Annotated in this window: 16 protein-coding genes; 4 read left to right on the top strand and 12 right to left on the bottom strand. The window is 34.8% G+C overall.

Features of this window, described 5'->3' with window-relative positions:
• On the bottom strand, positions 1–1,222 hold a 1,222-nt coding region (gene nadB, locus VFS71_RS08730), incomplete at its 3' end, for an L-aspartate oxidase (protein WP_326400645.1).
• Positions 1,223–1,224: 2 nt separating this feature from the next.
• Positions 1,225–2,151, bottom strand: a complete 927-nt coding sequence (gene nadA / locus VFS71_RS08725) for a quinolinate synthase NadA (protein ID WP_326400643.1) — start codon at positions 2,149–2,151, stop codon at positions 1,225–1,227.
• Between the two features lie 259 nt (positions 2,152–2,410).
• On the opposite strand from nadA, the gene VFS71_RS08720 reads away from it, so the two are divergent.
• Positions 2,411–4,231, top strand: a complete 1,821-nt coding sequence (locus VFS71_RS08720) for a hypothetical protein (protein WP_326400641.1) — start codon at positions 2,411–2,413, stop codon at positions 4,229–4,231.
• 49 nt (positions 4,232–4,280) lie between these two features.
• Here the strand turns inward: VFS71_RS08720 and VFS71_RS08715 are convergent, their stop codons facing one another.
• The 10 genes from VFS71_RS08715 to ric all read right to left on the bottom strand — a co-directional run bounded on the left by VFS71_RS08715 (position 4,281) and on the right by ric (position 12,627).
• Positions 4,281–5,024, bottom strand: a complete 744-nt coding sequence (locus VFS71_RS08715) for a DUF3667 domain-containing protein (protein WP_326400639.1) — start codon at positions 5,022–5,024, stop codon at positions 4,281–4,283.
• Positions 5,025–5,136: 112 nt separating this feature from the next.
• Positions 5,137–5,865 carry a hypothetical protein gene (locus VFS71_RS08710; RefSeq protein ID WP_326400637.1) on the bottom strand — a complete coding sequence of 243 codons (729 nt, stop codon included), beginning with the start codon at positions 5,863–5,865 and terminating at the stop codon, positions 5,137–5,139.
• 63 nt (positions 5,866–5,928) lie between these two features.
• Positions 5,929–6,363 carry an RrF2 family transcriptional regulator gene (locus VFS71_RS08705; RefSeq protein ID WP_100431833.1) on the bottom strand — a complete coding sequence of 145 codons (435 nt, stop codon included), beginning with the start codon at positions 6,361–6,363 and terminating at the stop codon, positions 5,929–5,931.
• Between the two features lie 235 nt (positions 6,364–6,598).
• Positions 6,599–7,048, bottom strand: coding sequence for a CopD family protein (locus VFS71_RS08700; RefSeq protein WP_326400635.1), 450 nt, complete (start codon positions 7,046–7,048; stop codon positions 6,599–6,601).
• Positions 7,045–8,256 (bottom strand): hypothetical protein, encoded by a 1,212-nt coding sequence (locus VFS71_RS08695; protein WP_326400633.1) that lies wholly within the window; start codon positions 8,254–8,256, stop codon positions 7,045–7,047. Before VFS71_RS08695 ends, VFS71_RS08700 begins: the two co-directional genes overlap by 4 nt.
• 62 nt (positions 8,257–8,318) lie before the next feature.
• Complete coding sequence (locus VFS71_RS08690) at positions 8,319–8,783, bottom strand: hemerythrin domain-containing protein (protein ID WP_326400631.1); 465 nt, start codon at positions 8,781–8,783, stop codon at positions 8,319–8,321.
• 57 nt (positions 8,784–8,840) lie between these two features.
• A complete protein-coding gene (locus VFS71_RS08685; RefSeq protein WP_326400629.1) occupies positions 8,841–9,557 on the bottom strand; it encodes an anaerobic ribonucleoside-triphosphate reductase activating protein in 717 nt (238 codons plus the stop codon).
• Positions 9,511–9,678: an anaerobic ribonucleoside-triphosphate reductase gene (gene nrdD, locus VFS71_RS08680; protein ID WP_116763518.1), complete on the bottom strand. Its 168-nt coding sequence runs from the start codon at positions 9,676–9,678 to the stop codon at positions 9,511–9,513. Before nrdD ends, VFS71_RS08685 begins: the two co-directional genes overlap by 47 nt.
• Before the next feature lie 83 nt (positions 9,679–9,761).
• On the bottom strand, positions 9,762–11,867 hold the full coding sequence (locus VFS71_RS08675) for a ribonucleoside triphosphate reductase (protein ID WP_326400627.1): 2,106 nt from the start codon (positions 11,865–11,867) through the stop codon (positions 9,762–9,764).
• 28 nt (positions 11,868–11,895) lie between these two features.
• Positions 11,896–12,627, bottom strand: coding sequence for an iron-sulfur cluster repair di-iron protein (gene ric / locus VFS71_RS08670; RefSeq protein ID WP_326400625.1), 732 nt, complete (start codon positions 12,625–12,627; stop codon positions 11,896–11,898).
• A 430-nt stretch (positions 12,628–13,057) separates the two neighbouring features.
• On the opposite strand from ric, the gene VFS71_RS08665 reads away from it, so the two are divergent.
• The 3 genes from VFS71_RS08665 to VFS71_RS08655 form a co-directional block, all read left to right on the top strand.
• The gene (locus VFS71_RS08665) at positions 13,058–13,489 is read left to right on the top strand and encodes a cytochrome c (protein ID WP_326400623.1); all 432 of its coding nucleotides are present in this window, start codon (positions 13,058–13,060) and stop codon (positions 13,487–13,489) included.
• A 15-nt stretch (positions 13,490–13,504) separates the two neighbouring features.
• Positions 13,505–14,839, top strand: coding sequence for a cbb3-type cytochrome c oxidase subunit I (locus tag VFS71_RS08660; protein WP_326400621.1), 1,335 nt, complete (start codon positions 13,505–13,507; stop codon positions 14,837–14,839).
• A 112-nt stretch (positions 14,840–14,951) separates the two neighbouring features.
• The coding region (locus VFS71_RS08655; RefSeq protein WP_326400619.1) for an AAA family ATPase at positions 14,952–15,169 on the top strand (218 nt) is incomplete at its 3' end.

Raw genomic sequence — 15,169 nt, 5'->3', positions numbered from 1 at the left:
TGCTGACCGTTTTTGGAGCGATAAAAGGATTTTCTGCCAAGTAATGATATATTTTATCCGAGTAAACCAAAGCTTCCAACAAGGAGTTTGAAGCCAGTCTATTGGCGCCATGTAAACCTGTTCTGGAACATTCGCCACAAGCAAATAAATTCGCTATAGATGTTTTTCCATTGATGTCTACAACTATCCCGCCACATAAATAATGTTGGGCAGGAACAACGGGAATCCAATCTTTTTCAAGGTCAATACCTACTTTTTTGCAATGCTTATAAATCATTGGAAAGTGGTTTTTGAAACCTTCCATGTCTAAGTGCGTACAATCCAAATACACACATTCGTCACCAGATTTTTTAAGTTCCAAATCGATGCTTTGGGAAACAATATCTCTAGAGGCAAGGTCTGCTCTTGGATCATAAAGATGCATGAATAAATCCCCTTTCTTGGTTCTCAAGCGAGCTCCAAAACCACGAACAGCTTCGGAAATTAAAAATTTGGAACCAGCTGAAGTATCGAATAAAGCCGTTGGATGAAATTGTATAAATTCCATATCTTTGATTACAGCATTAGCACGATACGCCATTGCAATTCCATCTCCTGTCGCAATAATAGGGTTAGTGGTGTGTCCGTATAAGTGTCCAATACCACCAGTGGCTAATAAAGTAAAATCAGATTGATAAGTGATTACCTCATTTGTTTTTTCGTCAAGAGCATAAGCTCCTATACAACGATTGTCTTGTGTGATCAATTCCAGCGCGAAATGATGATCGAGAACAGTAATGTTTTCTTTTTGCATTACTTGTTCCAAAATGGCACGTTGAATTTCATGACCAGTTTGGTCTTTATGATGTACCACTCTATTTTCAGAATGGCCACCTTCTTTGCCTAAATCAAAAGTTCCTTTAGCATTTTTGTCAAATTGAGCTCCCCATTCAATAAGTTCTTTCAGTCGTTTAGGACCTTCGGTAACAACCATTTTAACTACGGTTTCGTCACATAAACCATCCCCGCAAATCAGAGTGTCCTCAATGTGTTTTTGATACGAATCTTCCGTTTTATCAGTAACAATTGCGATACCGCCTTGTGCGTATTTTGTGTTAGACTCGTCCGCGTTTGCTTTGGTAACAATGGTGATGGTTCTCTCAGGAAAACGATTGGCCATTTTGAGTGCAAATGTCAGACCAGCTACTCCTGAACCTATAATTAAATAATTGGTTGTAATCATTCTTAAGATAATTCGAGCATACGTTCGATAGGGATTAATGCTTTTTCTCTAATGTCGTCTGGAACATTAACTTCCGGAGTTTCATTTAGCAAGCAGTCATATACTTTTTGAAGGGTGTTCATTTTCATGTATCCACATTCGCTGCAAGCACAGGTATTATCCTCGTTTGAAGGTGCTGGAATCAGTATTTTATTAGGAACCTCCTGTTTCATTTTATGCAAAATACCAGCTTCGGTAGCTACAATAAATTTGTTGCTTGGATTGGTTTTTACATAATTGATCATCCCTGCTGTAGAACCAATGTAGTTGGCTGTTTTTAGGATATGAGTTTCAGATTCCGGGTGTGCAATGATTTGGGCATCTGGATTTTGTTTGTACAGAGCGATTAATTTATCTAAAGAAAAAGCTTCGTGAACCACACAGGAACCATCCCAAAGTAGCATTTCTCTGCCCGTTTGTTCCATCACATATTTTCCTAAATTTTTATCAGGAGCAAAAATAATAGGTTTGTCTTTTGGTATAGATTCTACAATTTTTACTGCATTAGAGGAAGTAACTACAATGTCTGTCAATGCTTTTACTTCGGCTGAGCAGTTTACATAAGTGATTACGATATGATCGGGGTGTGCTTCTGTAAACTCTTTGAATAAAGGAGCAGGACATGATTCGGCTAGTGAACAACCTGCTTTCAAATCAGGCAAAATTACTTTTTTAGTAGGGTTTAATATTTTGGCAGTTTCGGCCATAAAGTGAACTCCTGCGAAAAGGATAATATCGGCATCTACTTTCATCGCTTCTTGGGATAGTCCCAAACTGTCTCCTACATAATCTGCCACATCTTGAATATCGGACTCTTGATAATAATGCGCTAAGATTACCGCATTTTTCTCTTTTTTCAATTCCAATATACGTTCTTTAAGACTTTTCATTTTTTAAAAACTTTAATGGTGTTTTTTTTAATTGAAGATTAATTCTATGCAAATATAAGGTAAAACTTTGAAGCTACACGTTTCTAGAAGCTTTCTAAAAGTCTCAAAAAAAATGTTTTTGTTAAAAAATTGCCTTTGTGGTTTTTGCAACCCACAAATCTATTACAATATGTTTCTTGGGAGTATGACATTTATCAGTTTTTAAGCAAATTACTATCGTGATATTTGCATGAAAGTTTAATAAACCAATTTTATACCTATGACGACAAAAAAACAACTACATACTTTCCATATTCCAGTGATGGGATTGGCCTATACTATTGATAGTCCAATACGTGTGGCTCAATATGGAATTTCATCTGTTGTCTCTATTATAGATGACGATTTGATTGAAAGAATGAATGCTTTTTACAGCGAAAAATTCAAAATACCTTATCAGGAAATCACAGAAAAGATTCATGATTATCGTGCCGAACGTGTTACATCTTATTTGAATTTGATGGACACTATCGTAAAAGATAAATTTGAAAAATTCAAAGCAGAATTAGCCGAAAGCAAACAGGCTTTGGAAAATTATATTGCGATGTTGCCCAATAAATCGGAAATCAAAAAAGGATTGCAAGATTTAATCGACGACGGAATTGCTTTTAAAGATACCATCAAAAATTACCTTGAAGAGAATCTTTCCGCAGGTGAAATTGATGTGAATATTATGACCAAAGTGGATAAAGACAATTTCATTAAAAATGAACAATTACCTGTTGAGTTTAATGATGCACATGCTTCTCTTCGTGGTTTTGCCAATAGTAATTTGTCATCATCAGTGGTACTTTCTGCAGGGATGAATCCTAGATTGTATGCTTATTTTGAAAATTTTCCTGTTTTTTATCCAGATGTAAATAATAAGTTGCAGAAGAAAATTATCCTAAAAGTGAGTGATTTTCGCTCGGCAATGATACAAGGGAATTTCTTGGCCAAAAAAGGACTTTGGGTTTCGGAATACCGAATAGAATCAGGACTAAATTGTGGTGGACACGCCTTTGCCACCGATGGATATTTGTTGGGGCCTATTCTTGAAGAATTCAAACAAAAGAAAGAACAATTAATTCAATCGGCTCACGAGTTGATGGTAAAAGCTTTAGAAATAAAAGGATTGCATATTCCTGAAACTCCATTAGAATTAAAAATCACAGTTCAAGGAGGTGTTGGTACTGCTGAAGAACATGACTTTTTATTGGAACACTATCAAGTAGATTCTGTGGGTTGGGGCTCGCCATTTTTATTGGTTCCCGAAGCTACTTCTGTAGATGCGGAAACAAGAGCATTATTGGAAAAAGCCAAAGAAGACGATTTTTATTTGAGCCATATTTCACCTCTGGGAATTCCATTCAATGCGGTTAAAGGAACTACGAATGAGTTTTTTAAACAAAAACGTATTCAAGAAGATAAAGCAGGAAGTTCTTGTCCTAAAAAATTCTTGGCTCTGAGTAAAGAATATGGACCTAAAGGAATGTGTCCTGCATCTAAAAAATATCAAGATCTGAAATTGGAGGAATTGGATGCCGTTAAGGATTCGTTGTCCAAAGAAGCTTTTGATAAAAAGAAAAATAGCATTACTGAGAAAGCATGCCTTTGTGTAGGTTTGGCCAATGCTTCTTATCTTGAAAATAACATCAAAATTAAAGGGCAATCCCAAGGAGTGGTTATTTGTCCAGGTCCTAATTTGGCTTATTTTGACAAAGAAGTTTCGCTTCTGGAAATGGTGAAACACATTTATGGAAATACTTCCGTACTTGGAAATAAAGAACGTCCAAATGTAATTATCAATGAATTGAAAATGTACATGGATTATCTGAAAAATGAAATCAATGAATTTTCAGAACAAATCACAGCAGCCCAAACAAAGAAGCTAAAAGCTTTCAAAAGTAATTTGAATGAAGGGATTGAATATTACCAATCATTAATTGCTTCAAATAATTGGTTTGAGAAAAGCAAATTAAATATCGAAAATCAGTTGAATCAATACAAAAAAGAACTCTTAGAGCTTTGTATCCCCGAACAAGTAGCAATAGCAGTTTAAGTAATTGAAAAAGGCTTGATTTAATCAAGCCTTTTTTTTGGATTTTAGTTTAAACCTTATCAATAATGAGTAGCGCACAGATAGCAATCAAAAATACTATAAACCAGAATATTAAATGTGTCAATAGTGTCAAAAGGAACGTTTTTGTTTTTGATAAATAATTAAAAAATTGCACATTGGTCCAAAAATACAGAACGAAATCAATGAGCATGAGCGTTTTGGTTACTTTGTCGATAGAAGGAGTTCCGCTAAAATGGTAAAGTATTGGGATAAATAGTATGGCGACGTATAATTTTTGTGACGCTTTGTAAGTGTTAAGTACAAAATATTCGATAAAATTATAACCTTGTTTCCTAAAACAAATAGCAGTGCCAATAGTATGTAAAGGAATAAATGCCAACGTAATCCAAGCAAAATGTGAAATCATCCATTCTTTAAGTTGATCAATATCAATGTGATAATTTGGAATTGAATTTTGTTCCGTTTTTACAAATACGTCGATATGAAACAAATGGATTAAAGCGATATAAGCTGTTGCCAAAACCACTACCAAAGAAATTGGTTTGAAATGTTTCACCCTTTTCCCTTCTATAAATTCCCGAATTGAATGTCCTGGCCTGGTGAACAACTGTTTGGCTGTGTAGGTTATTCCATTGTCAAAATGGAATAATCCATGCTGAATATCATGCCATAAAAAGTGTAAGTTTATAGGATGAGTCTCAGCAGTTTGCCCACAATTACTACAATAATGTCCCTTAAAAGTTTGATGGCAGTTTTTACAAGTGATATTCATTTTCTATCGTTTTTTAGTCTTTGTAAAAAAGTAGAAGCACAATCTTTTTTAAGTAAATATAATTGATTTATTAAAGAGTTTTAAAAATAGTATAATGGCAATTAGCTGTTTATTAATCTTTAAAAAGTGTTTCTCCTTTGACTAACCAAGCAAAACCAAAACTTTCAATAGCCAAGGTTTCCATCCAAAAGGTCAATGGGAATGTTTTAAAATAGCTTGGATGGATTATTTTAAGTGAGCCAGCAAATAATATTAGCAGAGCAAAAAGCATCAAAACTCCGCAAGTTCTGTAAATTCGGTTTCGAATAGTTTTTTGTATTCCTCTTTCGCTCGGTGATTTGTTTGATTTAGTAAACAAAAAGAATGACATATAGGATAAACATAAAAAAAATAATGCTGCAGCCGAATAATGAAAATACATTCTGAAATGGCTTACAGGCAAAAAGGTAACTGAGTATTTTGCCACTGGATCACAACATTCTTTGGTGATATTATTTGTTGGAAATAAAACCACCAAGAGCGCAAAAAATCCTGCGAATAGGGAAATATAGAAATCAACAGGTTCTTTGCCTTTGTAAACAATCAGAAAAAATGCCAATAGACTTAAGATTATTACAAAAATACCACTCACTCGCGTATAGTAATAATGGCTAATGGATTCTAATGGATGCTGTAGTCCATTATCAACGTATAGGAATAAAAATAAAAGTAAAGGCATCGCCATTCCCAAAACACCAATAATCTTGTGGAGAGTCAAACTATTGGTGAGCCAGATAGTGTTTTTTTCTTCGTAATCTACTTTTAAAAGAGTGGATAAGTTGGATTCCTTAGATTTATTCATGATAATTTGGGTTTAAGATCAGATACTTAAATAAAACATCATGTAAATATAAGTTTACTTTTTTTAGTATCGCAAAAAAGTATCTCCTGTCTTAATTCCCAATGCTAATTCCTCTAGATTTGTATTTTCGAGCATAAAAGCCAATTCATTTCGGATGGATTTGAATTTCTCATGCATGGGGCATGGGTGGTCTTCAGAACAATGGGTAAGGCCTAAGCCACAGCCCGTAAAAACGCGGTCGCCTTCCAGGGCATTTACTATTTGTGCCAGTTTGATCTCTTTCATCGTTTCCCTGGGGATTTCAAAACCACCACCAACTCCTTTTATAGAATTTATAATGTTGTCTTTCGATAATATTTGAAGAATTTTAGCCGTAAAAGCTTCGGGGGAATCAATTTTTTTGGCAATGTCTTTGAGTCCAACTCTTTTGTTCTGATAGGATTCAGAAGCTATGAAAATTGTGGCTCTAATGCCGTATTCGCAGGTTTTGGAAAACATAATCGGTTTTTTACAAATTTAATAAATAAGTTTTATTCTCTATATTAATAACCATAAAGGTTTAAGTCTTTTTAATCAAAATTCTCATTTTTTGGGCGTGCCCCTGCGGGTCGGGTTTTACGTTCCCGCTTTTTTTATCCCGAAAAAAAACGGGACAAAAAAAGAGCTCCACTTCAACCCCTCACGCGAGCAACTGCTAGAAAGAAATTGCCGCAAACCCAAGAACTTTACAAAATTAAAAACCTCCAAAACGCACAAAAGAACCAAAAATAAGCATCAAAACACCAATAAAGGTGACAGATAGAATATGAAAAGTCATTTCGGGCAATTTATCAGAACTGTTTTTTAATTTTGGCAATACTCGGAATTGTGCGCTCAATGCAAAAAGCACGGTCAGCAAAAGCAAAAGCAATTTTGTTGAAACGACTTTTTCTATTGGCGTATCAAAATGAAACCAATATTCGATGCTGACGCCATATTTATAAGCCATCATAATTCCGGTGATTACCAACAAGACCAAAGCAGTCATTCCAACTGGTTCGTACTTTCGCTCATAGTCGAGGATTATATTTTGATTTTTGTCTTTTAGGGCTTGTGGTAAATGAGCAAAGACGAGCAATAAATGACCGCCCACCCAAATGGTAGCACTCAAAAGATGGATGATTAACAATAAATGATGGCTCATATGATTTTTGGTTTAAATTTAAAAATACCAATTGTCAGCATCAAAAGCCCTGTTGGCAAAAAGATGCTTAACAAAAATAAATTTTTATAATAATCCGGAAATGACACATTATTCAAAAACAGCCAAATACCTTGAAGGAATAAAAGAATTTCGGTAGCCACAAATCCCAATAAAAATAGGATTGTTCCCCATTTTTGAACGGCGTTTTTAGAGTTTAAAAAACCATTTTGAAAAGCAAATCCAAACAGAAAACCAGTGATAATACCCAACATGGTCAGGTGGATGTATCCAATGACAAAATTCCGAATCTGATGGGATACTTGTGCCAGTTCTGGAACCAAGACAACCATTTGAATGATAATTTTTAAGGCTAATGATAGCAGGGCAAAGCGGTAAACGATTTTTTCTAATGAAGACAATGGGGCGAAGAACGTCAGTAATTGAGTTTGAATAAACTGTATAAAAAGTATTGCCGAAAATAATTGTATTACAACCCCAATTACATTTATCCAATAAAAAATAGGATTCGAAAGTGACCAACTCACTGGCAAAGCCAATGTTAATACGGTTCCGATAATGAATAAATTATAGAACAAACGGAACTTCTTTTCGTCGATATTTATTTTTGATTGCTTGAAAAATAAGGCCAAAACAGCAAACATAAACCAACCGTTAAACTGAAAATGAAGGAAAAACTGAATAGCGATTTGATAAAAGGCACTTGCTTTTCCCAGTAATCCTACTGCCGGACCCAAGCACCAAACGCCCAATGTGGAGAATACCATGAAAAATAAAGCCGTTCGTAACATCCTTCTTTCGGGGAAAGTGGCAGGTTTGGCATCTTTCCAAATTAAATAACAGAAATAGTAACTGCAAAAAATATGCAAAGTAGAAAAGAGAATAGACACAAAAGCATATCCTTGTGCCGGAAAATCAATCATCATGCCAACTACGGCGAGTTCTGTTACCCAAAATAATCGATTATAAATGGTTTTTTGTTGAGCTTCTTTTGGAACAAAAAAATGAAAGATCAAACAGTACAGCATCAAATACACCCAGCCTAACATCGCTACATGCGAATGGCCATGCATCAAAAACTGAAAATTGACTCCTTCAATCGGGGAAACATACATCCATCGAAGCAATAATCCCATTAGCGAAGCAATAAAAAAATTAATGAAGCAAATTAATATCCAATGTTTTCTCATTGTAGATTTTGGTTATTCTTGTTTTGTAAAAAAGTGGTCTAAAAACGGATTAAGATTTAATTTTAGGTCCAAAAATTAGCGTCTTCATTTTCTATAAAAGCTTCCTTGGAATGAATTTCTTCAATTGTTTCCATTTGTGCTTTTGTGGCCGATTTTTGAATTTCAGCAAATAAAATACGTTCTTCGAAACGAATATGTGCTTCGAGTTCTTTCTCGATGCATTTTAAATTTGTTTCCAAATCCGAAGTGGCTTCGAATAAATCGTTTAAACGTCTGTGTTCTTTCAATGCCTGTTGAATATGTTCATTGTCTGCTTCTAGAATTGTGAAAATGTATTTTTCTTCCAATTCAAAATGCGTTTGCAGATGGTTTTGATAAAACCAATTAACATATTCCTTGATGCGTTTCAGTTCGATGTTTTTCGCCATTCCGGTTTTAATTTTCCAGCAAAGAAGTAAACCATGGTGATGGTCGTGACTAAATGCTTTTAATTCAGGAGCTCTTTTTATAGGTGTAGTTGATTTCATTTGATTAAAATTTCAGCGTTTTCAGCATTATAAAAATAATACATTTGCTTTTAGGGACTATCCTCTAAAATGTACTTTAATTTTTTGAGTTGAAATATTTTCGTTTTCCAATTCTTTGTACGAATGTCCCAGTTTTTCTATTGTAGGGGCGCCATTCACAAAATGTTGGATATAATAATTTCCCACATAACCTACTTTTTCTAAATAGGTAATCATCTGTTGAATATCATTTTTCTTTAATAATTCAGAATGCACTGTTGTGCGTACTTCAAAAGAAATTCCACTTTGAAGCAATAAAAGTAATGACTTTTCGAAGGGAATAAAAAGTTTCGACTGCGTTATCTTTTCGAAATTCTCATGCATTGCCTTAAAATCAAGCGCTACATAATCAATAAGTTCTTTTTGAATGAGTTCTTTCAGAACCTCGGGTTGGGAACCATTGGTGTCAATTTTGATTAGGACTCCCATTTTCTTGACTTCGGAGACAAACGAAATACTCTTTTTATGCAACAAACACTCGCCACCACTAAAAACGACCGCATCCAGTAACTGTTTTCTGCTTTTCAGGAATTCAAGTGCTTTTTCAAATGAGATAGTTCCTTTTCCAAAAACAATTTCGGGATTGTAACAATAAAGACACCGCATATTACAGCCTGCAAACCAAAGTATGCAAGCTGATTTATGTGGGTAGTCTAATAAAGTAAAAGGGGTTAAGCTATAAATAGGTTTAGCAACACTTTCCTTCTGTAAAATGAGTTCGTTGTTTGTGTTCACCTTTTTTTCCTATGTTAAAACTTTCTACGGGTCTGTGATAGCCCATTACCCGTGTGTACACCAAACACTTGGTGCGTAATTCTTGATTTTGCTCTAAAATCTGATTGGTTGTTAGTTTCATGTTTTTTATAGTTTAGTTGGGTTATGAGTTCAGAGAGTTTAGAAGTTTATAGAGATTAAAAGAAGCTAAACTTCTAAACTTTTTTATAGTTCAATGAATTTTGCTTTTTCCTCAATTATGATTTCGTCACATTTTGGACAATATTCGTGTTCTCCATTCAAATAGCCATGTACTGGACATACGCTAAACACTGGCGTTACGGTAATATATGGCAATCTGAAATTCGTGATTACTTTTTTGACAAACTGTTTACAGGCTTCTGGTGAGCTTATTTTTTCACTCATGTACAAGTGTAAAACTGTCCCTCCAGTGTATTTGCACTGTAATTGATCCTGTAGCATCAAAGCTTCAAATGGATCTTGTGTAAAATCAACGGGAATTTGAGAACTGTTCGTGTAATAAATATTTTCTTCTTGTCCCGCCTGAATAATATCATCGAAACGTTTTTTGTCTTCTTTGGCAAAACGATAAGTTGTTCCTTCGGCTGGTGTTGCTTCCAGATTGTATAGATTTCCGGTTTCTTCTTGGAATTCTTTCATTCTTTTGCGAATATGATCCAGTATTTCAGAGGCAAATTCAATACCGGTTTCAGAAGTTACATTGTCTTCATCATTGCTAAAATTTTCAATCATTTCATTCATTCCGTTGACACCAATAGTCGAGAAGTGATTTCTGAAATGTTCTAAATAACGTTTGGTGTACGGATACAATCCTCGGTCATACATTTCTTGGATAAATACTCTTTTTTTCTCCAAAGTCGATTTGGCGATATATAAAAGTGAATCCAATTGAGTGTATAATTTCTCTTTATTCCCTTTGTTCAAATAACCCAAACGGGCCATGTTGATGGTTACCACACCAATGCTTCCAGTCATCTCGGCACTTCCGAAAAGACCATTTCCACGTTTTAATAATTCACGTAGATCGAGTTGCAAACGACAGCACATACTTCGTACCGCATTGGGCTTATAGGCATTTTCATTTTCAATTTGATTACCATTTTCATCCAAAATATATTGACTTCCTATGAAATTTTGAAAATAGGACGACCCAATTTTGGCTGTATTTTCAAAAAGCAAATCGGTATTTTCTCCATCCCAATCAAAGGCTTCGGTGATATTTACCGTTGGAATCGGAAAGGTAAATGGTTGACCGTTGGCATCACCTTCAGTCATTACGGTATAATACGCTTTGTTGATGAGGTTCATTTCTTTTTGAAAATGCTCATATCGCAAGTCGGTTACTTTGGACACACCTCTTTTTTTAGCTCTAATTAATAGATCAGAGGTAGTGTTGTTTTCAAAAATATGATAATCGTTTTTGGTCGGAATTTGTGTTTTTAAATCGTCCGGAACAATCCAATCCAGAGTGATGTTGGTAAAAGGAGATTGTCCCCAACGCGCTGGGACATTGAGGTTGTAAACAAAACCTCTGACTGCTTTTAAAACATCATCAAATCCTAAATTATCTTTAAAAACATAAGGAGCCAAATAGGTGTCAAATGAACTGAAGGCCTGAGCTCCTGCCCATTCGCTTTGCAAAATCCCTAGAAAATTAGCCATTTGGCCTAAAGCTTCCCTAAAATGGGAAGGTGGTTTACTCTCCACACGACCTCTCACACCATTGAAACCTTCGTTGAGCAACACACGTAAACTCCAGCCCGCGCAATAGCCCGTTAAGCAATCCAAATCATGAATATGGATGTCACCGTTGCGGTGCGCATAGCCTTCCTCTTTGGTATACACTTTATCCAGCCAATAATTAGCAATTATCTTTCCTGCCACATTGTTGACCAATCCAGCATTAGAATAGGAAGTATTGGCATTGGCATTGATACGCCAATCGGTTTGTTCTATGTATTCTCGAATAGTTTGTGTACTGTCTACATAAGTGGTGTCTTCATTTAATCCGTTAACATGTTCACGCTGTAACTTTCTGGTGTGGCGAAACAACATGAAAGAGCGCATCACATCAAAGTATTGCTTTTCGTATAGCTTCTTTTCAATTAAATCCTGAATCTCCTCAACAGACCATATTTCTTCGCTTTCGAGTTGGATGATGATACTGTCAAAAACACTTTCATCAACAACTACAGAGACGCTCTTGAAGCTTTTTTCAATTGCATCCTTGATTTTATAACTTTCGAATGGTTTGTATTTTCCATTTCTTTTGATGACGTAATTTCCCATAGTTGTTGGTTTTTAGTGTTAATTTTGGTTATGATTGAGCTGAAAATTCTTTTTCAAGCTTGGTAGCTTTTGGAAATAAAATATTATTTTCCAAATGGATGTGTGTGTGTAAATCGGCCTCAAATTCTTGAAGCATCGCAAATGTTACTTTATAGGTATTGCATCCATCTGCAGGAGGTGTGTAATTATTGCTTAATTCCGCTATTTTTCTAAAACGTTCTCCTTCGGCATCGTGTTCGTGCATCATCATGGCAATTGGATTTTCTACGGTTCCAAAATGAGGCTGTTCAATTAATTCATCTGAAATTGTGGCGCGAACCATTTTTTTGATAAAAGGGAACAAAATCAGCTCTTCTTTTTTCATGTGTTGAGCTAATTCTCCAGCACAACCTTTAAACAAATCATTAATCTCTAATAATTCAGGATGATTGGCTCCATGCACTCTGCTTAATTTGTCTAAAAATTGAAGTAGGATAGGTGTTTTTTCTGAAACATAACGATGATGAGTTTTCTCAATATAATCAGCTAATAAATCAATTGGCCATGCATTGTAATCGATTCCTGAATCGCTTTTTGATGATAAAACAGCTTCAATTTCTTGTAATAAATCATTAGGATTTACAGCTTTTTTCTCACATGCTTCTTCAATACTTCTATTGCCATTACAACAAAAATCAATGCCATATTTTGAAAATAAAGCTGCTGTTCTAAAGTCTTTTGCTACATATTCACCTATTGTGATTTTCTCTAAAGTTTCCATAGTGTTGTTTTTTATAATTAAAATTTAGAATACAAAAATAGGTAGTATTTTAATAAAAGACAAATTTATCCTTAATTAAATATATTATTTTTTATTTTGTATAAATAATTGAAAAAGAAATGAATGAGATTTGGGAATCTTCTTTTTTTGACTTTATAATTTTACGATTATTTGAAAAATCAGAACATGATTTTTATCATATTTCGAGTATGACTTAAGAACATTTTGTTGTTGAAAACTTATTAAGCAACAGTTTTTAGGGTTTACTTATATATAGTACGGATTAAAAAAATAATAAATATTTTATTTGAAATAAATGATAAAAAATTAAATAAAAGACAAAAATATCCTTTATATTTGCAAAACAATAAAAGACAAAAATATCCTTTATTAAAAAACAAAATTATTAACTAACAAAAAACAGATTATTATGCTTTCAAAATCACAAGCACGAGCATTTTTTCTGGGAGGAACTTTGGTAACCTTTTTAATCTTTATAGGATTGACTGTTTATTCGTTTATGCCCAGAAATGATCAAACCAATTACAAGGCTATTGACAAACAAGTAGTGAGAGGAAAAGAAATTTGGGAACACAACAATTGTATGGGTTGCCACACCATTATGGGCGAAGGAGGCTATTATGCGCCAGAATTAACCAAAGTGATCGACCGAAGAGGGGAAGGATACGTCAAAGCAGTATTGATGTCACCAGTGCCTTGGGCACCAAACGGACGAAAAATGGTGGTCTATAATATGAATGAGAAAGACGCCGATGCTGTTGTGGCGTATTTAAAATGGATTGGAAAAATTGATTTGAATGGGTTTGACCGCATCGTTTCTCCTTTAGCTAAAGAAAAATAATTAAAATTTTTAAATATGAAATATAAATCACAAAAAGTAGCCTACTGGTTTTTTGCACTGTGTATGCTATTGTTCTCACTGCAGATTGTCTATGGTTTTATCATGGGCTTTGATCGAATAGGAATACAGGGCTTACACGATGTAATTCCTTTTAATGTTGCTCGAGCAGTACATACCAATTTATTGGTCGTTTGGTTGTTAACCGGTTTTATGGGAGCGGCCTATTACATTATTCCCGAAGAGGCACAACGCGAATTAATCAGCGTGAAATGGGCATACATACAGTTAATTTCTCTTGCGGTTGTTGGTGTAATTGCAATTATTGGGTTTCACTTAAACCACTGGGAAGGCAGAAAATTTCTTGAGATTCCTAGGGAGCTTGATTTCTTGGTTGTTATTAATGTTCTATTATTTTTAGGATTGATTTTAGGAACATTATTCAAAGGAAAACGCAAAACCACAACCGCATTGGTATTAACTATGGGATTGCTGTTTGCGGCCTTATTGTATTTACCTGGAATGATTTGGTTTGACAGTCAGGTAATGGATTCATTCTTCCGTTGGTGGGTGGTTCACTTGTGGGTTGAAGGTGTTTGGGAATTAATTATGGGAGGTATCCTTTCGTATTTATTAATCAAATTGACTGGCGTTGACAGAGAGGTAATCGAAAAATGGTTGTATGTAATTGTTGGACTGACTTTCCTTTCGGGAGTTTTAGGAACTGGACACCATTATTATTATATAGGTGTAAACAAAATTTGGTTAATTGTTGGTGGTATTTTCTCTGCGCTAGAACCTTTGGCTTTCTTGGCAATGGCTTTGTTTGCTGTGAATATGTATCGTAAAGGCGAAAAAAGCCATCCTAATAAAATAGCTCTATTCTGGACAATTGGTTCTTCTATAGTGTCTTTTGTTGGAGCTGGATTACTTGGTTTTGCGCACACTTTGCCACAAACCAATTTGTATACTCACGGAACTTTAGTAACTGCTATGCACGGACATTATGCCTTTTGGGGCGCTTATGCGATGATTGTTTTGGCGATTATCAGCTATGCATTACCGAATTTAACTGGACGAAAAAGATACCAAAGCGCAACAGGAATGGCTGCTTTTTGGTTGTCCAATATCGGAATGTTAGGAATGACAGTTGCTTTTGGAGTAGCCGGAGTGGTGCAGGTTTATTTGGAGCGAAAAATGAAAATGGAGTTTATGGTCGTGCAAAACGAAATCAGCATTCACTTCGTGGTATTGTTGATCTGCGCTACAATGTTCGCCACAGGAATTGGTCTGTTTATATTTGATTTCTTTAAATATGGACGACCAACCGATGAAGCTTTAGAAATAAAATAACTTACTAATTCAGCCTTTTTTAGCCGGAACGTTTTGACAACAGTTTTTGAATTTCCATTTCCATAAAAACGATTGTTTTACGTTTCGGTTTTTTCAAAAAAAATTAAAAAATATGTTAGTAGATACTTTAATACCCACACCTTATTATCATGCCGTAGGCAAAGAAATAGAAGTCTTTGAACATTCCTATAAAAATAAAATTCCTTTTTTATTGAAAGGCCCTACCGGAACAGGAAAATCCCGTTTTGTGGAGTATATGGCGCATCGATTTGAGAGAAATTTAATTACGATCAGTTGCCACGAAGAAACTTCTTCTACCGATTTGATTGG

Origin of the sequence: Flavobacterium sp. (genome assembly GCF_035760125.1) — a bacterium.
Lineage (GTDB): Bacteria > Bacteroidota > Bacteroidia > Flavobacteriales > Flavobacteriaceae > Flavobacterium.
Note: the sequence above shows the minus strand (reverse complement) of the source record. Positions and strands in the feature narration are given on the sequence as shown.